This window comes from Bradyrhizobium sp. 187 (assembly GCF_023101005.1).
GTDB lineage: Bacteria > Pseudomonadota > Alphaproteobacteria > Rhizobiales > Xanthobacteraceae > Bradyrhizobium > Bradyrhizobium canariense_D.
This window is the reverse complement of record NZ_CP064693.1, coordinates 2,733,985-2,758,932: the sequence shown is the minus strand read 5'-3', so window position 1 is coordinate 2,758,932 and position 24,948 is coordinate 2,733,985. Positions and strand designations below refer to the sequence as shown.

The 24,948-nt window shown below is 67.1% G+C and carries 24 protein-coding genes and 3 riboswitches; of the genes, 6 read left to right on the top strand and 18 right to left on the bottom strand.

Annotated elements, in window-relative coordinates; genetic code table 11:
• Positions 1-6: 6 nt before the first annotated feature.
• A complete protein-coding gene (locus IVB19_RS12980; protein WP_247821447.1) occupies positions 7-2,364 on the bottom strand; it encodes a TonB-dependent receptor in 2,358 nt (785 codons plus the stop codon).
• Positions 2,365-2,480: 116 nt separating this feature from the next.
• Positions 2,481-2,682: riboswitch (cobalamin riboswitch) on the bottom strand.
• 72 nt (positions 2,683-2,754) lie between these two features.
• Here IVB19_RS12980 and IVB19_RS12975 point away from each other — a divergent pair.
• Positions 2,755-3,327 (top strand): histidine phosphatase family protein, encoded by a 573-nt coding sequence (locus IVB19_RS12975; protein WP_247393796.1) that lies wholly within the window; start codon positions 2,755-2,757, stop codon positions 3,325-3,327.
• On the opposite strand, the gene cobT is transcribed toward IVB19_RS12975, so the two are convergent.
• The 8 genes from cobT to cbiE all read right to left on the bottom strand — a co-directional run bounded on the left by cobT (position 3,328) and on the right by cbiE (position 10,537).
• Complete coding sequence (gene cobT, locus IVB19_RS12970) at positions 3,328-4,380, bottom strand: nicotinate-nucleotide--dimethylbenzimidazole phosphoribosyltransferase (RefSeq protein ID WP_247404362.1); 1,053 nt, start codon at positions 4,378-4,380, stop codon at positions 3,328-3,330.
• Positions 4,381-4,395: 15 nt separating this feature from the next.
• On the bottom strand, positions 4,396-5,145 hold the full coding sequence (gene cobF, locus IVB19_RS12965) for a precorrin-6A synthase (deacetylating) (RefSeq protein ID WP_247404365.1): 750 nt from the start codon (positions 5,143-5,145) through the stop codon (positions 4,396-4,398).
• Positions 5,146-5,193: 48 nt separating this feature from the next.
• Complete coding sequence (locus IVB19_RS12960; RefSeq protein WP_247821446.1) at positions 5,194-5,871, bottom strand: energy-coupling factor ABC transporter permease; 678 nt, start codon at positions 5,869-5,871, stop codon at positions 5,194-5,196.
• Between the two features lie 37 nt (positions 5,872-5,908).
• Positions 5,909-6,128: riboswitch (cobalamin riboswitch) on the bottom strand.
• 45 nt (positions 6,129-6,173) lie between these two features.
• Positions 6,174-6,905 (bottom strand): uroporphyrinogen-III C-methyltransferase, encoded by a 732-nt coding sequence (gene cobA / locus IVB19_RS12955; protein ID WP_247404370.1) that lies wholly within the window; start codon positions 6,903-6,905, stop codon positions 6,174-6,176.
• The gene (locus tag IVB19_RS12950; protein ID WP_247393806.1) at positions 6,902-8,212 is read right to left on the bottom strand and encodes a cobyrinic acid a,c-diamide synthase CobB; all 1,311 of its coding nucleotides are present in this window, start codon (positions 8,210-8,212) and stop codon (positions 6,902-6,904) included. Before IVB19_RS12950 ends, cobA begins: the two co-directional genes overlap by 4 nt.
• On the bottom strand, positions 8,212-8,994 hold the full coding sequence (gene cobM / locus IVB19_RS12945) for a precorrin-4 C(11)-methyltransferase (protein ID WP_018458668.1): 783 nt from the start codon (positions 8,992-8,994) through the stop codon (positions 8,212-8,214). The genes IVB19_RS12950 and cobM overlap by 1 nt, the downstream gene beginning before the upstream one ends.
• Positions 8,991-9,359 (bottom strand): cobalamin biosynthesis protein, encoded by a 369-nt coding sequence (locus IVB19_RS12940; RefSeq protein WP_018458667.1) that lies wholly within the window; start codon positions 9,357-9,359, stop codon positions 8,991-8,993. Before IVB19_RS12940 ends, cobM begins: the two co-directional genes overlap by 4 nt.
• Positions 9,356-10,537, bottom strand: coding sequence for a precorrin-6y C5,15-methyltransferase (decarboxylating) subunit CbiE (gene cbiE / locus IVB19_RS12935; protein WP_247821445.1), 1,182 nt, complete (start codon positions 10,535-10,537; stop codon positions 9,356-9,358). The genes IVB19_RS12940 and cbiE overlap by 4 nt, the downstream gene beginning before the upstream one ends.
• Here cbiE and IVB19_RS12930 point away from each other — a divergent pair.
• Positions 10,536-11,282 carry a cobalt-precorrin-6A reductase gene (locus IVB19_RS12930; RefSeq protein ID WP_247404374.1) on the top strand — a complete coding sequence of 249 codons (747 nt, stop codon included), beginning with the start codon at positions 10,536-10,538 and terminating at the stop codon, positions 11,280-11,282. The genes cbiE and IVB19_RS12930 overlap by 2 nt on opposite strands.
• Here IVB19_RS12930 and cobJ read toward each other — a convergent pair.
• Genes cobJ through IVB19_RS12895 form a run of 7 tightly spaced genes read right to left on the bottom strand, consistent with a single transcriptional unit; the run spans position 11,258 to position 19,189 of the window.
• On the bottom strand, positions 11,258-11,992 hold the full coding sequence (gene cobJ / locus IVB19_RS12925; RefSeq protein WP_018458664.1) for a precorrin-3B C(17)-methyltransferase: 735 nt from the start codon (positions 11,990-11,992) through the stop codon (positions 11,258-11,260). The two genes, IVB19_RS12930 and cobJ, sit on opposite strands and share 25 nt — an antisense overlap.
• Positions 11,989-12,720, bottom strand: coding sequence for a precorrin-2 C(20)-methyltransferase (locus tag IVB19_RS12920; RefSeq protein WP_247404376.1), 732 nt, complete (start codon positions 12,718-12,720; stop codon positions 11,989-11,991). Before IVB19_RS12920 ends, cobJ begins: the two co-directional genes overlap by 4 nt.
• A gap of 2 nt (positions 12,721-12,722) precedes the next feature.
• Positions 12,723-13,352 (bottom strand): precorrin-8X methylmutase, encoded by a 630-nt coding sequence (locus IVB19_RS12915; protein WP_247404378.1) that lies wholly within the window; start codon positions 13,350-13,352, stop codon positions 12,723-12,725.
• Positions 13,352-14,515: a precorrin-3B synthase gene (gene cobG, locus IVB19_RS12910; RefSeq protein ID WP_247404381.1), complete on the bottom strand. Its 1,164-nt coding sequence runs from the start codon at positions 14,513-14,515 to the stop codon at positions 13,352-13,354. The genes IVB19_RS12915 and cobG overlap by 1 nt, the downstream gene beginning before the upstream one ends.
• Complete coding sequence (cobN, locus tag IVB19_RS12905; RefSeq protein WP_247821444.1) at positions 14,512-17,760, bottom strand: cobaltochelatase subunit CobN; 3,249 nt, start codon at positions 17,758-17,760, stop codon at positions 14,512-14,514. Before cobN ends, cobG begins: the two co-directional genes overlap by 4 nt.
• Positions 17,760-18,809 (bottom strand): cobalamin biosynthesis protein CobW, encoded by a 1,050-nt coding sequence (cobW, locus tag IVB19_RS12900; RefSeq protein WP_247370805.1) that lies wholly within the window; start codon positions 18,807-18,809, stop codon positions 17,760-17,762. Before cobW ends, cobN begins: the two co-directional genes overlap by 1 nt.
• Positions 18,806-19,189, bottom strand: coding sequence for a DUF1636 family protein (locus tag IVB19_RS12895; RefSeq protein WP_018458658.1), 384 nt, complete (start codon positions 19,187-19,189; stop codon positions 18,806-18,808). Before IVB19_RS12895 ends, cobW begins: the two co-directional genes overlap by 4 nt.
• Before the next feature lie 95 nt (positions 19,190-19,284).
• Positions 19,285-19,502: riboswitch (cobalamin riboswitch) on the bottom strand.
• Positions 19,503-19,542: 40 nt separating this feature from the next.
• Between IVB19_RS12895 and cobO the strand changes: the two genes are divergently transcribed.
• Positions 19,543-20,178, top strand: a complete 636-nt coding sequence (gene cobO / locus IVB19_RS12890) for a cob(I)yrinic acid a,c-diamide adenosyltransferase (protein WP_247338640.1) — start codon at positions 19,543-19,545, stop codon at positions 20,176-20,178.
• A gap of 10 nt (positions 20,179-20,188) precedes the next feature.
• Positions 20,189-21,637 (top strand): cobyric acid synthase, encoded by a 1,449-nt coding sequence (locus IVB19_RS12885; RefSeq protein WP_247370807.1) that lies wholly within the window; start codon positions 20,189-20,191, stop codon positions 21,635-21,637.
• Here the strand turns inward: IVB19_RS12885 and cobD are convergent.
• A complete protein-coding gene (gene cobD, locus IVB19_RS12880; protein ID WP_162496361.1) occupies positions 21,626-22,588 on the bottom strand; it encodes a threonine-phosphate decarboxylase CobD in 963 nt (320 codons plus the stop codon). The genes IVB19_RS12885 and cobD overlap by 12 nt on opposite strands.
• An 11-nt stretch (positions 22,589-22,599) precedes the next feature.
• Complete coding sequence (gene cbiB, locus IVB19_RS12875) at positions 22,600-23,541, bottom strand: adenosylcobinamide-phosphate synthase CbiB (protein WP_247404391.1); 942 nt, start codon at positions 23,539-23,541, stop codon at positions 22,600-22,602.
• A gap of 122 nt (positions 23,542-23,663) precedes the next feature.
• On the opposite strand from cbiB, the gene cobU reads away from it, so the two are divergent.
• A complete protein-coding gene (gene cobU / locus IVB19_RS12870) occupies positions 23,664-24,167 on the top strand; it encodes a bifunctional adenosylcobinamide kinase/adenosylcobinamide-phosphate guanylyltransferase (protein WP_247371102.1) in 504 nt (167 codons plus the stop codon).
• Positions 24,164-24,946, top strand: a complete 783-nt coding sequence (gene cobS / locus IVB19_RS12865; protein WP_247404394.1) for an adenosylcobinamide-GDP ribazoletransferase — start codon at positions 24,164-24,166, stop codon at positions 24,944-24,946. The genes cobU and cobS overlap by 4 nt, the downstream gene beginning before the upstream one ends.
• Positions 24,947-24,948 lie beyond the last annotated feature (2 nt).

Below are 24,948 nucleotides of genomic sequence, written 5' to 3'. Positions count from 1 at the left end.
AGCATCCTACCATTTGAATGCGGCCGAGAGTTCATAGGTGCGCGGTGCACCCAAGAGGATCTGGTCGGGATAGAACGGATCGCCCCAGATCGCATAGCGCTTGTCGGCGATGTTGCGCACCCGGAAAGTCAGGCGAGCCTGGTCGACCGCGTTGAACACCGTCTTCGGGATGTCGACGAAGGCATAGACGTCCGCGACAGTGTAGGCCTTCATCGTCACGACATTCGCATCGGTGTTGTAGCGGTCGCCGACGTGACGGCCGGTGACGCCGACTTCCACGGGCCACGGCGTGAAGAACCGATACGACGCTCCGGCATTCGCCACGACGCGCGGCACGTTCGGCGGCGTGTTGCCGGAGAACGAGCCGCCGACAAAATTAAAGTCGGCGTAGCGCGCATCGACATAGGCGATGTTGCCCCAGAGACGCAGGGGACCGATCGGACGCACGGACGCGGCAAGCTCGACGCCCTTCGATTCCTGCCGTCCGGCAAGGTTGAGCTGCATGCCGCCGGCCGCGGCATAGACGTTCTTGCGCAGGATGTCGTAGGCCGAGAACGACCACTCCGCCCGGTTGTCCCAGAACAGGTGCTTGACGCCGGTCTCGTAGGTGCGCGCGGTGGTCAGGTTCAGCGGATCGGTCGGATTGAGCAGGAAGATGTTGTTGGCCGAGATGTCTGCGCCGGTGGCGTATTGGCTGAAAAAGGTCAGGCCCGGTACGGCTTCCCAGGTGTAGCCGATACGGCCCGTGGTCGGGACCCAGGATTGCGAGAACGGGAAGTTCGCCTTCTCCAGACCGAGCTTGTCGGTCGAATTGCGGTCGAGCCCGATATGCTCGACGCGCAGGCCGCCGACCAGCGCAAAGGTCCGTGTCAACTTCAACCGGTCCTCGAACGACAGCGCCTCATTGTCGATGCGCGCGGTCTGCTGCTGAATGGTGAGCAGGCCGTAATAGCCGCGAGGCGGATCGACCAGCGGAACGGAATCGCCGGGGAAATTTGCGGCGCCCGGCCTCACGAAATCAAGGTAGCTTGAGGAAAGCGTCGTGACCAAACGGTTGTCAAAGCCGGCGATATTCGCATCCCAGATCAAATCGGTGACGTTGCCGACCAAGCGTTGGCTGTGCGCGACATAGAAGCGCTCACGATCGACCATGTTGGTCCCGGAATTGAACGCCTCGATCTCATTGTTGAACCATGTGCGCTCAGCTCCGTAAGCATAGGCTTGACTTTTCAGCGTCAGGTCGGGCGCCAGATTCAGCTCGAAACCGCCGCGCAGCCACACCTCCTTCGCTACGTTCCTGTTGTCGAGGACGTTGTAGTTAGTATTGAAGGTGCGGTCGTCGATCGTGACGGCACCGAGATCGGTTTTGTTGTAGTTCGAGACGTAATTGCCGGAAACGATCCCCGTCGTCGCATGCGAGCCGCTGAAGGCAATCGGCACCAGCGGCGCACCCCAATAGGCTTTCGAGCGATCTTCCCGATACTCGATCGCGCCCCAGACCTTGAGGCTGTCGGAGATGCGGTAGTTGAGCTGGCCGGAGACATCGAGCGTCTTGGTGTTGGTGTCGTCGGCAAAGCCGTTGAGCGAGGAACGGCTGACGTCGAAGCGGTAGTCCAGCCCCTGCACATTGGTGCTGCCGCCCGAGCCGTAATGCGCCCGGAACGAGTTCAGCGAGTCCCAGGAGAAATCCGCCTCGTTCCGGATCGGACCGGTGTGCGGCTGCTTGGTGACGAAGTTGATCGCGCCGCCGGCGGCGCCCTCGCCTGACATCAGTGATGCCGGACCCTTCAGGAATTCGACAGCCTCCAGATTGGCCGTGTCCATGATCCGCGAGGTCATGTTCTGCGGACCGATCTTGATGCCGTTGTAGAGCGTGTTGATCTGGCTGTTGGTGAAGCCGCGCATGGAGAAAGCCGAAGGCTCGGCCGGATTGTCGCCGGCTGTGACGCCCACCGCTCCCTGCGCGACGTCGGAGACTGTGCGGTAGCCCTGCTCGCGCATGGTTGCGGCCGAGATCACCTCCACGGTCGCGGGTGTTTCTCGCACGGTCAGGCCGAGGCGCGAAGCGCTTTCGGCGACGGCATTGGTGTTGAGCGGCGTCTGTGCCGCCGTGGTCGGCACGACGGGCTTGGGCACTGCGGATGCAGTCCCCGGCCGGCGCGCTGCTGCGCGGCGTGAGCTCTGCGCGTCCCGTCCGGCCGGGCTGGACTGCCTGCGGGATTGTGGCGCCGACACCTCGACGGGCGGCAGTGGCTCGCGGGCCTGCTGCGCCAAGGCCGCTGGCATGTCGATGGCGACGAAAGATGTGAGAGCGGCGGATGCCAGTAGGAAACGGCGTGGTCGTACGATACGAAGGGAATACACGGTCTTGGACCTCGGAGTGACGTCAGTGGCACGTCACCGCGAACCAGGGTCCCATCGTCCGGCTTGCAGCCTTCCGATGAAGCCGAATGTCTGTACTCCCCGACCGACATCTTCGCGTGTGACCACGGCTGACGGCAGGTCTCCTGGCTCGCGGGTCAGTACCTTGCATCGCCTTCCCGGGACCGAGATACCCAGTGGCTCGTGACGCAAGATTCGCCGCTTACAGTTGCGGGGGCAGCCACGGCATTGGGGACAAACTCCCCGCACCGCATTCCCTTTTCATCCCCTCTCGGGGAAACCGTCGCGAGCATCTAGGATTACGATCCAGACAGAGTCAATGTGCCAGTTGCGGCGTTATTGCCACAACGACCAGTTTCCTTGGAGATAAGCATGGGAGGCGAGACCTTCCTCTGGCTGATACGGCACGCGCCCGTCGATGGCGTCGCGGGGACGATCCATGCGGCCGACGCACCGGCCGATCTCGGCGCTCGGGCGCAGCTGGAGGCACTGCGGCAGCGCCTGCCGCGGGACGCCGCGAGCTATGCGAGCCCGTCGCGGCGCACCGTCGAAACGGCCCGCGCGCTGGGGCTCGAGCCGCTGCAGCTGGACGAATTCAGCGAGCAAGACTTTGGCGACTGGACCGGCCGTCGGCATGACGAACTCGCCGCGACCGGTGGCGAGGCCTATGCACGGTTCTGGAGCGATCTGGCGCGCGGACGGCCGCCCGGCGGCGAAAGCTTTGAGGAACAGGTCGCGCGGGTCCGCCTGGGTTTGTCGAAGATCGGCACCGGGGCCGCAACGCTCGTCGTGCATTCCGGCACGATCCGGGCGGCGCTGTGCATCGCGCTCGACCTGACGCCACAAGCGGCCCTGCGCTTCATGATCGATCCGCTGTCGCTGACCAGGATTGACCGGCTCGCGACCGGCTGGCGCGTCGTCTCCGTCAATCAGCGGACGATTTGATCAGGCCGGACGATCAGGCACATTGGCCTGCGCAAAGGTCGCCATGCCGTTGTGGAGCGCGCAGGCCGACCGCACCAGCGGCAGCGCGATGGCCGCGCCCGATCCTTCGCCGAGCCTGAGATCCAGGCTGATCAGCGGCTGCACGTTCAGCGCGCGCAGCACCAGCCGATGCCCCTGCTCCGCCGACTGGTGCGAGGCCAGCAGGAACAGCTGGCACGAAGGGTTGAGCCGCACCGCCGCCAGCGCCGCGACCGACACGATGAAGCCGTCGATCAACACGGGGATGCGGTGCTGTGCAGCCGCGATAACGGCACCGCAGATGGCGGCGATCTCGAGACCGCCGACGGCGCACAGGATCTTTTCGGGCGCAGCGCCCACAATGTCATGGCGTGCGATTGCAGCGTCGATCACCCCCGCCTTGTGCGCACGGCCGGCCGCGTCGATGCCGGTACCGCTGCCCGCGATCTCCGCGGCGCTCACGCCGAGCAAGCCGGCCGCGATCGCCGCCGATGTCGTGGTGTTGCCGATGCCCATCTCGCCGAAGATCAGAAGATCGGGCTGCCCGGCCTGTGCGCGCGTCACCGCACGTCGGCCGGCTTCGAACGCAAATGCCAGCTCCGTGGGGGTGAGCGCAGCTTCGACGCTGAAATCGCGCGTACCGCTGCGCGGCTTGTCGGTCACGATTCCAGCCATCTCCTCCTGCGCCAGCGTGCCGGCGTCGACGACCTCCAGGCTGGAGCCCAGCTCACGCGCCAGCACCGAGATTGCGGCACCGCCGGAGGCGAAGTTCGCCAGCATCGCGATCGTCACTTCCTGCGGATAGGCCGAGACGCCCTGCGCGACGATGCCGTGATCGCCGGCGAAGATGATGATCGGCACCCGCGCCGCGCGCGGCTGCTCGGTTGCTTGCAGGCCCGCAAGCTCGATCGCGAGCTGCTCGAGCCGGCCGAGCGCGCCGGTCGGTTTCGTCAGTTGCGCCTGCCGCGCCACCGCCGCCTCGCGGTGGACTGCGGAGATGTCGGGGCATTGTTGGGTGACCCATTCGGGGAGCATGCTGCCTCGCTTGCCTCACAGCCTGCGCTTGAGGATGTAACTGTCCATGATCCAGCCGTGCCGTTCGCGCGCCTCTTGCCGCACGGCGACGATGCGCGGGCCGATCTCGGCCAGCGCGCCGGACATGACGATCTGATCGGGCATGCCGAGATAGGCCCCCCACCAGATGTGCAGGCCCGCCGGATCAAGCGACTCGAATGCCGTGCCGCCGTCGAGCATCACCACCACGGTATCGACACCTTGCGGCCAGCCGCCATCGCGCAAGCGGCGTCCGGTCGAAACTAGAAAGGGCTCGCCGATGTCGTTGAGCGGCAACGCATGCGCCGCACACAGCGTCTGGATCGAGGTGATGCCGGGCACGACTTCGATTGTCGGCAAGGGATCGAGCCGCCGCGCGATACGCAGCGAGGAATCGTAAAGCGAGGGATCGCCCCAGATCAACAGCGCGACCTTGCCCTCTCCTTCGAGATGATCCCCGATCGTCTGCGACCAGACGGCGGCCACGGCATCATGCCAATCGTCCACGCCCTTGCGATAGTCCGCTTCAGCGGCGTCCCGCACGGGCAGATCGAACTCGGCAATGCGGGTCGTGTCGCTGGTGAGCACATCGGCGCAGATCGTCCGCCTGAGATCGGCGAGGTCGGACTTGGCCGTCCCCTTGCGGGGGATCAGGACGAGATCGGCCGCGTTGATGGCAGTAATCGCGGCACGCGTGAGCTGCTCGGGATCGCCGCAACCGATGCCTATCAGAGAGAGCGTGAGCATCGTGCCTGCGAAAGGCGGCCGCACATGGGGCCGCCCGTTCGCTTGTCTCTAGGCCGCGTTGTGCAAACGCGGCGTGACGAGGCCGGGCGCGGTGACGCGGCGCAGCGACTTTGCCAGCGCCAGCACGCCGAGATCGGCGAGCGGCTCAATCACGATGACCAGCGCATAGGACGCCGCGAAGGTCGCGATGTTGGCGAGGTTGGTCGCGCCGAAGCCGGAGCCATAAATCGCCCAGAACGCCACCCAGGCGATGACGCCCGCCTGATAGGTCGTCGAAAGCGCCAGCGCCTGGCGGTACTTCAGATCGACATAGGCCGTGTTGCTCGAAATGATCCGCGTGGCGATCGCCTGGATTCCGAACAGCGGCACCAATAGCGTGGTGACGTTCATGCCATATTGCGGCAGGTCGGGCGGCTCGAAGAAGATGCCCTGGAACAGCAGGCCAAACGCGAGGCCGAAGGCCGCAGGCGCCGCGCCAAACAGCAGGAACAAGGTCGAGCCGAGGATGAAGTGCACTTCGGAGACGCCGACCGGGAAGTGCGGCAGGATCTCGAAGAAGATAAACACAAGCCCCGTGGTGGCGAGCGTCCGCGCCGCGAACGACGTGATGCCCTGCTCGCGCACGGTCTCAACCGCGAGCTTCAGGGCAACACCGCCGACAGCGATGCCGGTTGCGTAACTCAATACGAGCTTGGCGTCCGAGACTAGTCCGGGTTCGATATGCATGGCTCAGATCCTTCTTGCCGTCACACCCGACGGCCTTGGCCTCAAAACATGCACGGCCGGTCTCCTGGCTCGCGGTTCACTGGGAGTCTCCGGCCTTCCCGGGCCTCGCGGCCCAGTGGCTGATCGAAGTCCCTCACCGCTTACAGTCGCGGGGGCGGCTGGGGTTTTGGGCGCCGCAACAGGGTCCGCCCATCCCCATTCCCGATTATGCTCCGGCGCTTTGCGCCGCGTCGAGCACCATGCGTCTCCTGTGTGCCTCTTTCGCCGGCCGGGCGTCAAGGGGCGACGGGCGGACGAGGCGGTCATGACGGATAATTCCCCGCCAGCGCGCCGAACAGGATGACGGCCGCCGTGGAGGCCGCTCCGCCCCGCGCAAGCTGCTCTGCAAGTTCCGAAATTGTGGTGCGGACCAGCCGCTCATCGGGACGGCCGAGCGATTCGGCAAACAACGCCGGCGTGGTTGGGGCGAGCCCGTGCTCGATCAATTTGACGACCAACGCCGGAAACGTCCGCCGGCCCATATAGACCACGGTTGTCGCCTCCGGATCGGCCAGCGCCACCCAATTGAGATCTGGCGGCAGCTCGCCGGTGACGTCCGCCCCGGTCACGAACTGCACGCGGCGCGAGGTGTGACGCCGGGTCAGCGGAATGCCGGCTTGCGCGGCGGCGACACAGGCCGAGGTGACGCCGGGAATGATCTCGTAGCCGATGCCCGCTTCGCGCAGCGTCTCGAGCTCCTCCTCAAGCCGGCCAAAGATGCCGGCATCGCCCGACTTCAACCGGACCACGCGCGCGCCTGTCACGGCATAGTCGACCAGCAGGCGGTTGACATGGTGCTGCTTGGTCGAGGCCCGCCCTGCCCGCTTTCCCACCGCGACGAGATTGGCGCCGGGCCGGGCCAGATCGAGGATCGCGCCTGAAGCAAGATCGTCATAGAGCACAACGTCGGCCTCGCGCAGCCGCGCTGCACCCTTGAGCGTGAGCAGCTCGGGATCGCCGGGCCCGGCGGAGACAAAGGAGACAAAACCGCTCACCGGTCCTCCGCGATCAGATGGAAGAACGTGCCGGTAGCTTGTCCCCGCCGCGAGCCGGTCTCGGCAATGACCGCACCTGTCGCGTCGTGCACGACCGCCAGCGCCGTGTCGGGCTGCGCGACTATGGTCGAATAGTGGAATTCATGGCCACGCAGGCGTGCACCCGCCTGATGACCCGGCATCGGCGCGGCGAGCTCGGCCAGACGATAGCCCAGATGCATGCGGCGCTTGGCAAAGCTCGTCTCCAGGCCGAGCAGGCCCGTCATCTCGTGGCTGATGCCATCGGCGTCGGTCAAAGCGGTGCCCAGCACCATATAGCCCCCGCATTCGCCGTGCACCGGGCGCGTCTCGGCGAAGGCGCGCAATCCGCTGCGGAAGCGCGCATTGGCAGCGATCCTGCCGGCCTGCAGCTCGGGATAGCCGCCAGGCAGCCAGCACACATCGGCGACCGGATCAGGGGCTTCATCGGCGAGCGGCGAGAATGTCGAGATCTCCGCACCCGCCGCGCGCCACGCTTCCAGCATGTGCGGATAGACGAAGGAGAACGCGGCATCACGGGCAAGCGCAATGCGCTGGCCGGGCGGCGTCACGTTGACGCCGCTTGCGGCAGGTTGCGGCGACCAGGTGGCCGCCGAACGCAGCACCGCGTCGAGATCGACATGCTCGGCAACGAAGCGCGCGGCCTCGTCGATCAGCTTGCCGATCTCCGCCTGCTCCTCGGCCTGGACCAGTCCGAGATGCCGTTTCGGCAGGCTGATCTCCGCATGGCGCGGCAACGCGCCGAACACGGCGATGCCGGCATCCAGCAGCGCGCGCCGCACGAGGGCTTCGTGGCGCGGGCTGGCAACGCGATTGAGCACGACGCCTGCAAGGCGCACACCGGGGCGGTAGTCGCGAAGGCCCCCCGCAATCGCGGCCGCCGTTTGTGCCTGGCCCGAGGGATCGATCACCAGCAGCACCGGCCAGTCCAGCATCTCTGCGATATCGGCGGTCGCTCCGGTGCCGCAGACGCCGCGCGCGGCAACGCCGTCGAACAGGCCCATTGAGCCTTCGGCCAGCACGACATCGGCGTCAATGCCACGACTGACGAGATGCGAGATTGTCCCGCGATCCATCGCCCAGCTGTCCACGTTGACCGAGGCGCGTCCCGTCGCGGCGGCATGAAACGCGGGATCGATGTAATCGGGGCCGCTCTTGAAGCACTGCACCCGCAATCCGCTGTTGCGCCAGGCGCGGGCAAGCGCCAGCGTCAGTGTGGTCTTGCCGACGCCGGAGGCCGGCGCGGAGATAACGAGCCCTGCCGCCATCACGACACCTCCGGAAAGCGCGGCTCGGCGCCGACCGGCCGATAGCGGCGGTCATAGTCGGCAGCATAGAGACGGCTCTCGGAAAAATCCGCCGAGCCCAGCGTCTTGCCGACCAGGATCAACGCGGTGCGCTCCATCTCGCCCCCGACAGCAGCGTCGAGTGTTGCGAGCGTGGCGCGGATGATGCGCTGCTCGGGCCAGCTCGCACGCCAGACGATCGCGACCGGGCAATCCGCGCCATAATGCGGCGTCAGCTCAGCGACGACCTTGTCGAGCAGATGAATCGACAGATGGATGGCGAGCACCGCGCCGGTGGCGGCGAAGGCGGCAAGCTTCTCGCCTTCGGGCATCGCGCTGGCGCGGCCCGGCGTGCGCGTCAGCACCACGGTCTGGGCAAGGCCGGGCAGCGTCAGCTCGGCCTCCAGCGCAGCCGCGGCGGCCGAGAAAGAGGGAACGCCGGGCGTGACCGTGTAGGGAATGTCGAGCGTGCGCAGGCGGCGGAGCTGTTCGCCCATCGCCGACCAGATCGAGAGATCACCGGAATGCAGCCGCGCAACGTCCTTGCCATCGGCATGGGCGGCGGCGATCTCCGCGACGATCTCATCGAGCGACAGCGGCGCGGTGTTGACGATCCGCGCCCCGGGCGGGCAATGCGCCAAGACGCCCTCGGGCACAAGTGAGCCAGCATAGAGGCAGACCGGACAGGCGGCGATGAGATCGCGGCCGCGCAACGTCAGCAAGTCAGGAGCGCCTGGCCCTGCCCCGATGAAATGCACCGTCATGCGCCGTCTCCTTCCGCGATCGCCGCGGTCGCGGTGCGATCCTGCGAGACCACCCGCGTCGCAATCAATCGCGCGCGAGGTCCGGCCGCTGCGAGCGCCGCCGCCTCGGCAACCGATCCCGTCCCGAACTTTTCCACGACGAGCTTTGACTGCGTCGGCGTGTCGATGCCAACAAGCATTTCGGCGGCAACCGCCTTGATCGGCAAGCCGCATTCGCGCGCGAGCTGCTTCAACACCTCCTCGTCGGCCTTATCGCTGACCGTCGCCACTGCTGCAAGGCCTTCGGGACCACCGGCCGCCAGAAGCGCCTCACGCAGCGAGGCCAGCGTGACGTCCCGCTTGAATCCGAGCCCGGCGACCTTCATCGGACCGCGCTCCATTGCACCACGGGCCGCACGGCCTCCCAGGACCGGTAGCGGCCGAGCGAAGCGGCATGCGCAATCTCGACCCGCATCAATTCGCCGCCGTGGCGCTGGTGCAGCTCACCGAGCAACGCTTCCGTCTCCAACGTTACTGAATGCGCGACCAGCCGCGTACCGGGCGAGAGCCGCGGCCAGATGGCGTCGAACATCGCGATGTCGAGACCGCCGCCGATGAACACGGCGTCAGGCCCGTCCAGCGTAGCAAGGGCTTCAGGCGCTTTTCCCGCGATGACTGTGATCCGATGTGCCAACCCGAACGCCGTCGCATTGCTGCGAATGTTCGCTGCGCGATCCTCGCGCGCCTCGACGGCGATCGCGGTGCCCCCGCACAGCGTCCACTCGACCGAGATCGAGCCCGAGCCCGCACCGATGTCCCATAGCCGTTCACCGGGACGCGGCGCCAGCGCCGAAAGCGCGAGCGCACGGACCGGACGCTTGGTGATCTGGCCGTCATGGACGAAGAGTTCGTCCGATAGTCCCGAGCTGTGGGGGATGCCCTGCGCGCCCGCCGCCTCAACGGCTACCGCGACCAGATTTCCGGCAAGATCGCCTGCGAAGCTGTCGGCGCGATGCGCGTTGATCCTTTCGCGCGGCCCGCCAAGCGCAGCGAGTGTCCAGAATGCCGAGGCACCCCATCCGCGCGCCGTCAGCTGTTTCGCGAGATCGCCTGCCGCCTTTGCGTCGCGCACGAGACAAATGATGCGTGCCCCTCGCGCCAGGTGTGGCACGAGACGCTCGAATGGCGCGGCGTGGAGACCGAGACAGGCAACGGATTCCAGACGCCAGCCAAGCCGCGCAGCAACGAGCGAGAATGTCGAGGGAGCCGGATACGCGATCCATTCGTCGCCATGGAGCTTCTCGGCGAGGCTCGCGCCGGCCCCGTGCCAGAACGGATCGCCGGAGGCGAGCACCGCCGTCGGGCGACCACGGCAGCTCAACACGATTTCTGCATCGAACGGCACCGGCCATGGACGGCCGCGCCCGGTTATGCCGGCGAGTGCAAGATGCCGTTCACCGCCAAAGACAGTTTCGGCATCATCGAGCGCCTTTCGGCTTGCCTCGGACAGCCCGGCAAGGCCATCTTCGCCGATACCGATGATGGTCAGCCAGGGATCAGCCATGACGAGCGCCCTCATTCTGGGCGGAACGGCCGACGCGAGCCTGCTCGCGGCGGAGATCGCGCGCGCCGGCGTCGATGCCGTGTATTCCTATGGCGGCCGCACCCGCGCGCCCGCCGGTCAGCCGTTGCCGACGCGGATCGGCGGTTTTGGCGGCGCAAGCGGACTTGTCGATTACATTGGTCGGGAACACATCACGCATGTAATCGACGCGACGCATCCCTTTGCCACCGAGATGAGCCGCAATGCGGTCGCGGCATGTGCGGAAACCGGCACGCCGCTGATCGCTCTCGAGCGAGCGCCGTGGACCAAAGCGCCCGGCGACAACTGGATCGAAATACCTGATGTCGACGCCGCGGTCACCGCACTGCCTGAAGTGCCGGCAAATGTGTTCCTCGCCATCGGCCGCCAGCACATCGCGCCGTTCGCGACCAAGCCGCAGCACGCCTACACGCTGAGATTCGTCGATCCGCCCGATGCGCCGCTGCCCTTCGCCGCGGACGTCATCGTGTCGCGTGGGCCGTTTACGCTTGAGGGCGAACTGGAGATGCTGCGCGCGCGAGGCATCACCCGGATCGTCGCCCGCAATTCCGGCGGCGACGGCGCGCGCGCCAAGATCGACGCCGCCCGCAGGCTCGGCCTGCCCGTGATCATGATCTCGCGACCGCAACTGCCGGAACGCTTGCGGGTCGAGAGCGTGGCCGAGATCATGCAGTGGCTCGGTCATCGGGCCTGCCTCGGCGCATAGACCCAGCGGCCGACGCGGCGTGTCTGCGAGTTGCCGACGATCACCAGCGTGCGCATGTCGGCCATCTCGGGCCGGGCTTCGTTCAGCCTGACGGTCTCGATCTTTTCGTCGGCGGCGCTGATCGCGCGCGCGAAAATCACAAGACGGTCGCCACAGCCGGCCTCGTTCAGCACCGCGAGCGCACGGCCAAATCCTTCCGGCCGGCTCGCCGAGCGCGGATTGTACATCGCGATGGCAAAATCGGCTTCCGCGGCGAGCCGCAGGCGCTTCTCGATCACCGCCCACGGCTTGAGATTATCGGAGAGATTGATCGCGCAGAAATCATGGCCGAGCGGTGCGCCGGCGCGCGCGGCAGCCGCCAGCATCGCAGTGACGCCGGGCAGCACGCGGATCGGCAGCTCCTGCCATTGCGGCGCCTGTTCGAGCGCCTCGAACACGGCGGACGCCATCGCGAAGACGCCGGGGTCGCCGGAGGACACGATGACGACTTGGCCGCCTTCGGCCGCGAGCCGCAGCGCCTCGCTCGCGCGCTGCAGCTCTTCGCGATTGTCGGAAGGATGCAAAGTGAGCCCTGCCCGCGCTGGCACGCGCGCGACATAGGGCGCGTAGCCCAGAATGTCGGTCGCGGCGGCAAGCGCGGCGGAGACCTCGGGCGTCACCAGCGCAGCGCTGCCCGGGCCGAGGCCAGCGATGGTCAGCGTGCCCGTCATTCGGCGGCGTCCGGATGCCGGCCCTTGCCGTGCACGAGCACGATCGCAAAATAGGGGCAGTCGGCGGCGTCGATCTCCGCAAGCCGCACCACGCGCTCGCCCGGCATGGTGCCGCGCTCGACCAGCCACGCATCGTCCAGCCGTCCGGCGGCAGCGAGCGCGCGGCGCACTTTCGCGAGATTGCGCCCAGTCTTCATGATCACGAGCGCATCGGAATCGCGCATGCGGCGTTCGAGTTCGTCCTCGGCGAGCGTGCCCATGAGCACCGTCGTCACGTCGTCGCCGAGCGCAATCGGCTGTCCCACGCCATTCCAGCAGCCGACCATGCCGGGAATGCCGGCGATCACCTCGATCTCGACGCGGCCCTGCAGGCGCGTGTGCAGATGCATGAAGGAGCCGTAGAAGTAAGGATCGCCCTCGCAGAGCACAACGACGTCGACCGCGCGCGCCAGCCGCGCCAACCGTTCCGCCCATTCGTCGTAGAAGCCGGCCAACAGCTGGACGTATTCAGGCGTGTCGAAGGCGATCTCGGTCGTAACAGGATATTCCATCGGATATTCGGTGACGTCGGCAGCCAGCATGCCCTCGACGATGCGGCGCGCCTGGCCGGGCCGGCCCTTCTTGCGGAAATAGGCGACATGCCTCGCGCCGCGCACCGTGCGATCGGCGCGCACGCTCATCATGTCGGGGTCACCAGGGCCGAGGCCGCAGCAGATGATGCGTCCCATCGCTATTCGCTCCGGCTCGCGAGCGCGTTCACGGCGGCGACCGCGATCGCGGAACCGCCAAGGCGGCCTTCGACCGTGAGCGCCGGCACCGGGGGATTGGCCATCAGCGCAGCCTTGGATTCGGCCGCGCCGACGAAGCCGACCGGACAGCCGATGATTGCCGCGGGCCGTGGGCAGTCCCGGTCCTCCAGCATGTTGAGGAGATGGAACAGCGCGGTCGGCGCATTGCCGATCGCCACGATCGCGCCGTCGAGATGCGGCCGCCACAGCTCCAGGGCCGCGGCCGAACGGGTGTTGCGCATGGACTGCGCGAGCGCGGGAACGGTCTCGTCGCCCAGCGTGCAGATGACGGCGTTGGCGGCGGGAAGCCGCGCCCGCGTAATTCCTTCAGAGACCATGCGCGCGTCGCACAGGATCGGTGCGCCCTTCTGCAAGGCCGCGCGTGCGGCGACCGCCATGCCTGATGTGAAGCGGATATGCGCTTCGAGGCCCACCATGCCGGCGGCATGGATCATCCGCACCACCACCTGCTCCTCGTCCGGCGTGAAGCGCGCAAGATCGGCTTCGGCCCGGATGGTGGCAAAGGACTGCCGGTAGATCGCCGCGCCGTCGGTCTCGTACGTGTGCGGCATCAGTGCCCTCCCATCAGGATGGAGGGATCCTTGACGATGTCGTCGCGATTCAGCCCGCGCAGGATGGGCTCATCGCGCGTCGACCCGGCGCGCACGAGATCGAAGCCTGCGCCGGTCGCGACCAGAGTGATGGCGGCGGGACCAGAATGGGCGCAGCCCTTGGCACAGCCGGAGACGTGTAGCCGTGCGGCCGCGCCGATGTTCGGCGCCAGGGCCGCGGCAAGGCCATGGGTATCGGCATGCGCCTCGCGACAGCGTGGCGCACCGCTACAGGCGATGACGCGCAGCGCAGGGTCGTAGGCCTCGGTGATCAGGCCGGTCGCGTTCGGCATCACGCGCTTGCCTTCGCTCAAAACCATTCGCCACGGCGTCATGCGCAGCGCATGTCCGCAACCGGCGAACTGGTTGAGCGTTGCATGCGCCATCTGTCCGAAGGCGACCCCGACCATCGCACCTTGCGCATAGAGGCCGGGACGCGCCGCGGCCATGATCGGCGCCGGCTCGGCCTCGCCGCGCAATTCCGCCGGCAGGATTGCACCGGCCGCAAGATGCGCCGCCATCCGCCCTCGCCCGCCTCTCGCGCCGCCTGAGGTCACGAACCAGCCGGCGAATGCGAGCGCGGTGGTCACGGCCTCGCCACGGGCGACGGAGCGGCCGAGTTTGTCGCCATCAGCCCGCACCAGCAGTCCGCCGGAACGATCGCGCTCGATCCGCACGTCCGCGGAAGCGCCCGCCAGCACGCGTGAGGTGCCGTCATCGATGGCGAAGCCGAACTTGGTTGGAAGTTCGAGCCGGCTGTCGGCAAGCGCCTCCTCGAGTTCGGCGGCGAGCGATTGGGTCGCGTCGCCGCTACGCCAGAACGGCGTCACGAGGATGTTGCGACGGGATTCGGTCTCCGCATCCGGGTCGAGCAGCGCCAGTTGGGAAAGGCCATCGAGCAGCAGCCTGTGGCTGGTCTCGTTGACGCCCCTGATCTGGAGATTGGCCCGGCTGGTCACGTCGATCAGGCCATTGCCATGGCGTTCGGCGAGATGAGCCAGTCCGGAGATCTGCGCCGCGTCGAGCCGTCCGCCGAACGGACGCACGCGGATCACCAGCCCGTCGCCCGATTGCATCGGGCGCAGCGCGCCGGGACACCAGCCCTTGACCACGGAAGCACTCATGAGGCCTCCCGCAGCGCAGCCGCAATCGAGTTGCGGCGCGTTCGCCAGAGCGAGGCTTCATGCAGGCGCGTGAAACACGTTTCCATCGCGGCGAGTGCCGCCGGATTTTCGCGGGCCATGAAGGCGCGGACGTCGTCATGGCCGAGCGTCGCATCGTAGTAGAGGTCGAACAGATGCGGCGGCACGGCGCCGGCCAGATGCGCGAAGGCGGCCATGTGCTCGAGCGTCGCGGTGATCTCGGCCGCCCCGCGAAAACCGTGGCGCATCATGCCCCCGATCCAGGCCGGGTTGGCCGCGCGCGCGCGGACGACACGGGAGATTTCCTCGGTCAGCGTACGCGCATGCGGCTGCTCGGGGCGCGTCGCGTCGAGATGATAGAGCGATGGCCCTGCCGCGCCGAGATGGGCCGCGGCGGCCGCAATGCCGGCCTCATGCGCGGCATAGTCGGCCGCGAGGAGAAGATCGGTTTCCGGCAAATCCTGCACGTGCACGAAAGCATCGGCAGATGCGAGCCGCTTCTCGATACCGGCACGATCGAGCTTGATCTCGCCATCGGCCGAGAACGCCCATGACGATGCCGAGAGCCACGCTTCGCCGGCGGCTTCGCGCGTCTCGGGCGTGAAGGCGTCCGGGATTGCCGAGAGGCTCACGCCGTATTGCCCGGGACGCGGCGCGAACACGCGCGATGTGCGATGGCGATAGGGATTTTCGTCGCCCTCGTCCTCGCGGGCCGACAGCGCCTCGGCTGCCGCCTCGAACAATTGCGCAAGGCCTGAGAAGACGTCGCGAAACAGGCCCGAGACACGCAGCGTGACGTCGATGCGGGGCCGGCCAAGCTCCGCAGGCGCGATGATGTCGTAGCCGGTCACACGGCCGGACGCGTGATCCCAGCGCGGTGCAAGGCCGGCCAGATGCAGCGCCATGGCGAACTCTTCGCCGGCGGTGCGCATCGTCGCCGAGCCCCAGAGATCGACGACAAGGCCCTTTGGCCAGTCGCCGTGATCCTGCAGATGACGACGTAGCAATTCTTCGGCGAGCTTGATGCCTTGCGCGTGCGCCGACGGCGTCGGCACCGCGCGCGGATCGACGGCGAAAAGGTTGCGTCCCGTGGGCAGCACGTCCTGGCGGCCGCGATAGGGCGAACCTGACGGCCCCGGCGCGACGCGCCGGCCTGCAAGCGCGGCCCGCAAAGCGTCGCGCTCTGCTTCACCGCAGGCGCCGCGGCCGAACACGTGCAGGCCGTCGCCGAACTGGCTTTCCTTGAGATCGCAGACGAAGCGGTCGATCCGCGGGATCGCTTCGGCCGGAGCGGCCGCTGCATCGAGGCCAAGATCGTCTTCGAGGCCAGCCGCTCCTGCCTCATCGCGGATCGCGGCGATCAGACGCTGGCGGCGGGCGGGATCGAGACCATCGGCCGTCGAGTACTCGTCGAGGAGGTGTTCAAGCCTGCGCAATCCGTCCGGCACCGCTGATATTGCGAGCTGCGGCGGCAGATGGCCGATGGTGACGGCCCCCAGGCGCCGCTTGGCCTGCGCAGCCTCGCCGGGGTCGTTGACGATGAAGGGATAGATGACGGGCAAATCGCCGATCAGGGCTTCCGGCCAGCACGCCTGCGACAGCGCCACGGATTTTCCGGGCAGCCATTCCAGCGTGCCGTGCGCGCCCATGTGCACGACGGCATCACAGCCCTGCTCGCGGAGCCAGAGATAGAACGCGACATAGGCATGGCGCGGCGTGCGGGCGAGATCGTGATAGTCGGCATCGCGCGCGGTCGCATCGCCACGCTCCGGCTGAACCGCGATGATCGACCGGCCGCATTGAATCGCAGCGAAATGGAACGCGCCGTCGCGACAACCCGGATCGGTCTCCAGCGCGCCCCAGGCTTGCGCGAGATCATCCTGCAACACTTGCGGAAGGCGCGACAGTGCAGCACGGTAATCGGCGACGCTCCAGCTCAAGGTCTGCTTGAGCAGCGTCTCACCGAGCGCATGGACCGGATCGAGATCGAAGCCGGCCTCCGCGAGATCGGACACCAGGGCCTCGACCGACGCCAGCGCATCGAGACCCACCGCGTGCGCGATCTGATGCGGACGGCCCGGATAGTTGGAGAGCACGAGTGCCATCCGCTTGTCAGCGGCCGGCGTCTCCGCAAGACGCCGCCAGGCCGCAACGCGCGCGGCCACGGCCTTCACGCGCTCCTCGTCGGGCTTGTGTGCCAGATGCGAAAATTGCAAATCGGGATCGCGCATCGCGGCAGACTTGAAGCTCACCACGCCCGCGAACAGGCGGCCGTCGACCTCGGGCAGCACCACATGCATCGCGAGGTCGCCGGGCGACAGGCCGCGGAGCGAGCTCGCCCAGTCCTCGCGGCGGGCCGTGGAGAGCGCGACCTGGAACACGGGGCAGGATGCGGCATCGAACGGCGTCGTGCCGTCGTCGGCCATCGCCGAGAACGCCGTCGCATTGACGATCGCGGCCGGAGGATTTTGCGCAAGATGCACCCGCAACCAATCCGCGACCCCCGCGGCTTTCAGCGAGGTGACGAACACACCAAACATGTCGAATCCCTTCTCGCGCAATGCGGCGATCAGGGCATCAACCGGGCCGGTGTCGGCAGCGGTGAGATAGGAGCGATAGAAGGTCACGAGCGCGCGCGGCCTGCCCTCGCCCGACGTCGGCGCGGCGACGACGCCGCGCGCGGGGTCGTAAAAGCCCATCTCGGGCACGGTCATCTCGCCGATAACTGGCCCCGCATAGAGTCCGGAGGCCAGCGCAAGCTGCGCGATCGCGGCTTGCGATGGGACGGGGCCGCCGGTGTCGCAGAGCACCTTGAGCCGCCGCAACGTCGAGACCGGCAGGGTCGAATACGCGTCCAGCCGCGTATCGTCGCGGCCGTCGGCCGGCAGCACGGCCAGCACGATGCCGCGCTCCTTCGCCAGCTGCTGCAGGGCCGCGAGCCCATACGGCCAATAGGATTCCCCGCCGATCAAACGCACGAGAATGCCGCGCGCGTGCGCAAGCGTGCGTTCGACATAGGTGTCGACCGAGAGCGGATGACGAAGTTCTGCGAGATTGACGAGCCGCAGCGACGGCAGGCTGTCGCGGCCACGGCGCCAGCCGGCAGCGAACGCGGCAAGATCGGAATCCGAATACGAGAGCACCACGAGATCGGCCGGGTCCTGGCCAATGTCCCTTGGTATCGCGGTCTCCTCGAGACCGCGGCTCTCGCGGAAGACGACGTGCATCAGATACCGGATCCTGAAAGACCGAGTCCCGCCTTGATCGCGGCCTCGTCGATATCGCCGTGCTCGCCGATCACGACCAGCTTTGACTGCCTCGCACCCGCGCCCCAGGGCTTGTCGAACTGGTGGCGCACGCGCTCGCCGACCGCTTGCAGCAAGAGGCGCATCGGCTTGCCTTGCACCGCGATGTAACCCTTGACGCGCAGCACATTCTGCTCGCGCGCCAGACGCTGAACGGATGCGACCAGCGCGTCGATGTCGGTGACCTCAGGAAGATCGATCACGACGGACGCAAAATCGTCGTGCTCATGATCCTCCTCGCCGTCGTGATGCGAGGGACGCGCGGCGAGATCGTTTTCGGCGGCAGCACCGAGGCCGAGGATGAGGCGCGCGTCGATCGCGCCGTCGGTGATCGCCAGCATCGGCACGCGGCGCGACATCTCGGCGGTGATCGCCGCCTTGGCTGCTCCGAGGCCTGCCGCGCCCGCAAGATCGGCCTTGGTCAGCAGCACGATGTCGGCGCAGGCGATCTGGTCCTCAAACACTTCCGACAGTGGCGTCTCATGGTCGAGATTGCCGTCCGCCGCGCGCTGCGCTTCGACGGCGTCGGGGTCGGGCGCAAAACGGCCGGCGGCGACAGCTTCGGCGTCGGCCAGCGCGATCACGCCGTCGACCGTGATGCGCGAACGGATCTCCGGCCAGTCGAACGCCTTCAGCAGCGGCTTGGGCAGCGCCAGGCCCGAGGTCTCGATCAGGATATGATCGGGCCGCACCGGCCGCGACAGCAGCTTCTCCATGGTCGGAATGAAATCGTCGGCGACGGTGCAGCAGATGCAACCATTGGCGAGCTCGATGATGTTCTCTTCCGGGCAATTCGCATCGGCGCAGGATTTCAGAATCTCGCCATCGACGCCCTCGCTGCCGAACTCGTTGACAAGCACCGCGAGCTTCTTGCCGTTGGCGTTGGCAAGCAGATGCTGGATCAGCGTGGTCTTGCCGGAGCCGAGAAAGCCCGTGACGACCGTGACCGGGACTTTTGCGAGCGAATTCATTCGGCGGCCTCCGGCACGACGGCCAAGGGGGAAATGGGGGGAATGCGGGCAAGCGATTGCTTGCGGAATATCTCCGGGCGGCTGCGCCAGGGCACGAGGCCGTCGGGCGCGGCCGCATAGGCCGCGGCGCCCGCGACCACATCGCTCGCATTCGCATCCGACAGACGGCCATAGACATAGGACCAGCGGCCGGGCGCGCTGAGCGCGACGGAGCAACCCTGGTTGCATGCAGACAGGCATTCGACGGGAACCACGCTGACGCCGTCGGGCACGCCGGCCTCGAGGATCGCGCCATGCAGGCGCTTGCCGGGCGTCGTCTCGCCTTCGCCAAGTGTCTCGCCGGCGCGGCAGGTAATGCAGACATGAAGTGTGACGGTCATCGCTTCTTCCAGAATAAACAGCGGGAAGCGATGAGGCCCACGAACCGTTCTTGCGAAGGCCCGTTTCCCCGTCGCGGAACACCCCGTCCGCCGGTCCAAAATCGTCCGCGTTGGCAGGTCTCCCGGCTTGCGGAGCAGGGTTTCCCCTTCGATCCCCGCCTTCCCGATCCCCAGGGGATCAGTGGCTTCGGGCATCTCTCCGGTCACGGTCGCGGGGGCGGCTGCATTTTGGAACCAAATCTTGCCGATTCGGACCCTATCGCATTCCCTCTTCGCCTGTCGTAGGACAGGAACCAACGCCGGGCCACCATTTGCCCCCGACCGCCTCTTGTCAAGCCGAAGGACCCCGTCCGATGACGCCCGAACCGGATACCCAGACGGCCGACGAAACCGACGCCCGCCACGCCTCGAAAATGGCGAAGAAGAAGGTCGCCCGCGACAAGATCATGGCGACCAAGAGCGGCGAAAAGGGCCTGATCATCGTCCACACCGGGGCCGGCAAGGGCAAGTCCTCTTCGGCCTTCGGCATGATCGTCCGCTGCGTCGCCCATGGCTTCCCCTGCGCGGTCGTGCAGTTCATCAAGGGCGCCTGGGACACCGGCGAGCGCCGCATGCTGACCGGCCATTTCGGCGACCTATGCCAATTCCACGCCATGGGCGAGGGTTTTACCTGGGAGACGCAGGACCGCGCCCGCGACATCGCCGCCGCGCGCGCCGGCTGGGAGAAGGCCAAGGAGCTGATCCTCGACCAGAATCTCCGCATGGTCGTGCTCGACGAGATCAACATCGCGCTGCGCTACGACTATCTTGACATCGCGGAGGTCGTCGAATTCCTCACGACGCAGAAGCCGCCGATGACGCATGTCGTGCTCACCGGCCGCAACGCCAAGGACGAGCTGATCGAGATCGCCGATCTCGTCACCGAGATGACGCTGGTCAAGCATCCCTTCCGCTCGGGCATCAAGGCGCAAGCCGGCGTCGAGTTCTAAGAAACTCGCGATGGCGCGCGCATTGATGATCCAGGGAGCCGGCTCGGACGTGGGCAAGTCGCTCATCGTTGCCGGCCTCGCACGCGCCTTTGTGCGACGCGGCCTGCGCGTGGTCCCGTTCAAGCCGCAGAACATGTCGAACAATGCAGCCGTCACCGTTGACGGCGGCGAGATCGGCCGCGCCCAGGCACTCCAGGCGCTCGCCGCCGGCGTCGAGCCGCACACCGACATGAACCCGGTGCTGCTCAAGCCCGAGACCGATGTCGGCGCGCAGGTGATCGTGCAAGGAAAACGCATCGCGACCGCGCGTGCGCGTGAATATGCGGCGATGAAACCGTCATTGATGGGCGCCGTGCTGGAGAGCTTCGAGCGGCTGAAGGCGCGCGCCGATCTCGTTCTGGTGGAGGGTGCCGGCAGCCCGGCCGAAGTGAACCTGCGCAAGGCCGACATCGCCAATATGGGTTTTGCGCGCAAGGCCGATGTGCCGGTCGTGCTGGTTGGCGACATCGACCGCGGCGGGGTCATCGCGCAACTCGTCGGCATCAAGACGGTGATCGACCCGGACGATGCCGCGATGATCCAGGGATTTGTCATCAACAAGTTCCGCGGCGATCCCACATTGTTCGATGACGGCTACAGACTGATCGAAGAAAAGACCGCATGGCGCGGCCTCGGCGTGCTGCCCTGGTTCGCGCGCGCCGGCGAGCTGCCGGCCGAGGATGCGCTGGGCCTGAGCGATGCGCGCAAACCGGGTCAATGCAAGATCGCCTGTCTCGCGCTGTCGCGAATCGCCAATTTCGACGATCTCGATCCGCTCAAGCTCGAGCCCGGCGTCGATCTCGTGATGGTGCGGCCGGGCGAGGCCATTCCCGGCGACGTGCGCCTCGTCATCATTCCCGGCTCGAAATCCACCCGCGGCGACCTCGCCTTTCTGCGCGCGCAGGGCTGGGACATCGATCTCCTGGCGCAGTACCGCAGAGGCGGCCATGTGCTCGGCCTCTGCGGCGGCTATCAGATGCTCGGACGCAGCGTCGCTGATCCCGAGGGGATCGAGGGCCCCGCCGGCGACACACCGGGTCTCGGACTTCTGGATGTGGAAACGGTGATGAGCTCGGAGAAGACGTTGACACGCGTCGCAGCGCTGCATGCCGCCACCAATCAGCCGATCGAGGCTTATGAAATCCACATCGGCCGCACTGATGGGCCGGATCGCGCGCGGCCATTCGCAAGGCTGAATGGCGAACCGGAAGGCGCGATCTCGCGCGACGGACGCGTGCAGGGCAGCTATCTGCACGGCCTGTTCACGTCGGATGATTTCCGCAAGGCCTTTTTGGCGAAGCTCGACATTCCCGCCGGCGACGAGCCCTATCACGCAAGGGTCGAGAGCGCGCTCGATGCGCTCGCCGATCACATCGAAGCCCATCTCGATGTCGACGGCCTGCTCGCCCTAGCGCGCTAGAGTCTCGGCCAGGCGGGTCCATTCGGATTCGCTGCCCGGAAGCCCGAGGCGCAGCCATGTCGGCTCTCGCGCGAACACGCGAGACCAGATATGGCGACGCGCCAGCTTCTCCTGCGCGGCAGGCGCGTCAGGCGTCTCGTAGAGACGAAACAGCTGCGTCCCGCCGACGAGCGTCCAGCCTTGCGACTGCACCATGCCGTCGAGGCGAACGCAGTCTCGCGCGAGCCGCGCGGACGTGGCCTCGGCCCAGGCATCGTCACGCAGAGCGCGACAGCCGATCGCGATCGCCGCTCCCGAGACCGGCCAAGGTCCCGATATCGCCGCGACCCTGGCGATGTCGGACGAATTGCCGAGCGCGAAGCCTAGCCGCAGGCCGGCAAGGCCATAGAACTTTCCGAAGGAGCGCAGGATCAGCAGCCCCGGCCGGTCCCCGGATGCAAGCGATAGCTGCGGGGCTACATCGGCGAAACTCTCGTCGACGACGAGACGACCGACGCGCGGCAGCAGCGTCAGCAAATCCCTTGGTGGGTGGCATCGGCCGTCGGGATTGTTGGGATTGACGACTATGGCGAGGTCCGCGCCCGCCAATGCGTCGAAGTCCCCGACCTCCTGGACCTCCCAGCCCGCGGCCGAGAGGACCCCGGCATATTCGTTGTAGGTCGGGGCGAGGATGCGCGCGCGGCCGGGTGGCGCAAGTTGCGGCAGCAGTTGAATCGCCGCCTGTGCGCCGCCGAGCGCGACAACCGCCGCGCTCGTGCGGTAAGCGTGCCGCGCCGCTTGATGCAGCGCCTCGATCTCGGCGCGCGACGGCAACGCGCTCCACGCGCGCGAACTCACCTCGCCCACGGGATAAGGCAGGCGGTTGATACCGGTCGACAGATCGATCCAGTCCTCCGCGCGACCGCCGAAGCGCTGCTGGGCCTGATCGAGATTTCCACCGTGCTCGCGCATGCGCTGTTCTTTCACGCGAAGGCCAAGATCGCAAGGATGCCGGCGAGCAGCAGCATGGTGCGGCGGTAAACCGTCAAGCCTCGATCGATGTCGGCGGCAAGCGGATCGCGCGCAGCTTCATTCAGCCATGGCTCGTTCGTGATGCTGCCGTGATAGATCCGCGGACCGCTGAGCCGCACACTAAGCGCGCCCGCCATGGCCGCTTCCGGCCAGCCGGCATTGGGCGAACGGTGACGGCGTGCATCCCGCGTCATGCACGACAGCGCCTCTGATCGCCGTGGCGCCAGCAGCACGAACAGAAGTCCGGTCAGCCGCGCCGGAATGAAATTGGCGACATCGTCGATGCGCGCCGCGGCCCAGCCGAAGGCTTCGTGGCGTTCAGAGCGATGGCCGATCATGGAGTCCAGCGTGTTGATCGCCTTGTAGCCCAAAATGCCGGGCAGACCGAACAGCGCGCCCCAGAACACCGGTGCGACGATGCCGTCGGACGCATTCTCGGCGAGGCTCTCGATCGCAGCGCGCGCGATCCCGGCCTCGTCAAGCGCGGCGGGATCGCGGCCGACGATGCGCGAGACCGCCTCGCGTGCGGCGGCGATATCACCGGCCCGCGTGGGATTTGCGACGGCAACAACGTGGTCGTGCAACGAGCGCAAGGCGATCAGCGGCCAGGCCAGAACCCCGACCAGCACGAGCTGGATCAATCCCAAGGGAAGCAGAGACTGCAGCACCCAGCCGAGCGCGACAGCGAGCGCGATCACGACGAGTGCTCCGGCAAGACCCGCGGCGCGGCGAAATGCCGGCGGATCGGACGGTCGATTCCACGAGGTGTCGATGGCAGAGATCAGCCCGCCCAGCCAGGTGACGGGATGGCCGATCCGCGCGAACAACCACGACGGCCAGCCCAACAGGGCATCCACCACCATCGCCACCGCCATCGCACCCGCAAAACCCACACCCGCCTCCTGTCCCGCCCCTGTTGCGCAAACGACGGCCGGAGCGCAAGCCCCCGATTGGCGGATTTCGGCTTTGTTTTTGGCCTCGTTTGGTGATTAGTGCTGGCCGACAGGAGATTTTTATGGCCGTCATCTTGATCACGGGCGGAGCGCGATCGGGCAAGAGCGCCCATGCGGAAAAACGCGCACGCAGCTTTCCGGGCCGCCCCGTCTATATCGCGACGGCCGAGGCGCTCGATGCGGAAATGGAAGCACGCATCGAAAAGCATCGCAGACGACGCTCAACCGATTGGATCGAGCGGGAGGTACCGCTCGATCTTCTGCAGGCGCTGATCGAAACCGATGGCGGCGGCGCTAGGCTGGTGGACTGCCTGACCCTGTGGCTCTCCAACATGATGCATGCGCAGCGCAACTGGGATCACGAAGTCATGAAGCTCGCCCTCTTCCTGCGCGGCCAGAAGAGCCCTGTCGTCTTCGTCACCAACGAAGTCGGCCTCGGCATTGTGCCCGACAATGCGCTGGCGCGGAGCTTCCGCGACGCCGCCGGCTTCATGAACCAGGCCATCGCGGCCGTTGCGGACGAGGCCGAGTTCGTCGTCGCCGGCCTACCGATGAAACTGAAATGATGCCGCGCGACCAATTTTTGCGAGACGTCATCGCCGATCTCAGGATGGCGGCATCGTTCGTGACAATCCTCCCCATCGCATTGTCGAAGCCCGCAGCTGACGGCGCCGTCGCACGCGCGACCTGGGCTCTTCCAGTCGCGGGAGTGCTGGTCGGCCTTGCCGGCGCCTTGGTCTACAAGGTCGCGAGCCTGTTGGGTCTGTCGCCGAACCTTGCCGCCCTGCTCGCGCTGGCCGCGACCGCCCTCGTCACCGGCGCGCTGCACGAGGACGGCCTTGCCGATACCGCCGACGGGCTCGGCGGCGGCCGCACCCGCGAGCGCAAGCTCGAGATCATGCGCGACAGCCGGATCGGCACCTATGGCGTCTGCGCGCTGATCCTGTCGTTCGGCCTGCGCTGGAGCGCGCTCGCGACGATCGCCAATCCGTGGGCCGTCGCGCTCGCACTGTGCGCTGCGCACACTGCGGCCCGCGCGGGCTTGCCGGCCTTCATGTCGCAGGTCGCGCCTGCGCGACCTGACGGCCTGTCGGCGAGTGCGGGATCACCGCCGGGCCGCAGCGTTGCAATCGCATTCGCTGTTGGAATCCTCGCGCTCGTGCTCGCGCTTGGGCCGGGCAAGGCGCTGGTGAGCCTGATCCTGCTCGCTCTCTCCGGCCTGATGCTGGCGCGACTTGCCATCCGCCAGATCGGCGGGCAGACCGGCGACATCCTCGGCGCGTTCGAGCAGACCGGCGAGATTCTGATCCTGCTGGTTGCCGCAGCTTTCCAGATCGGAGGGTGACG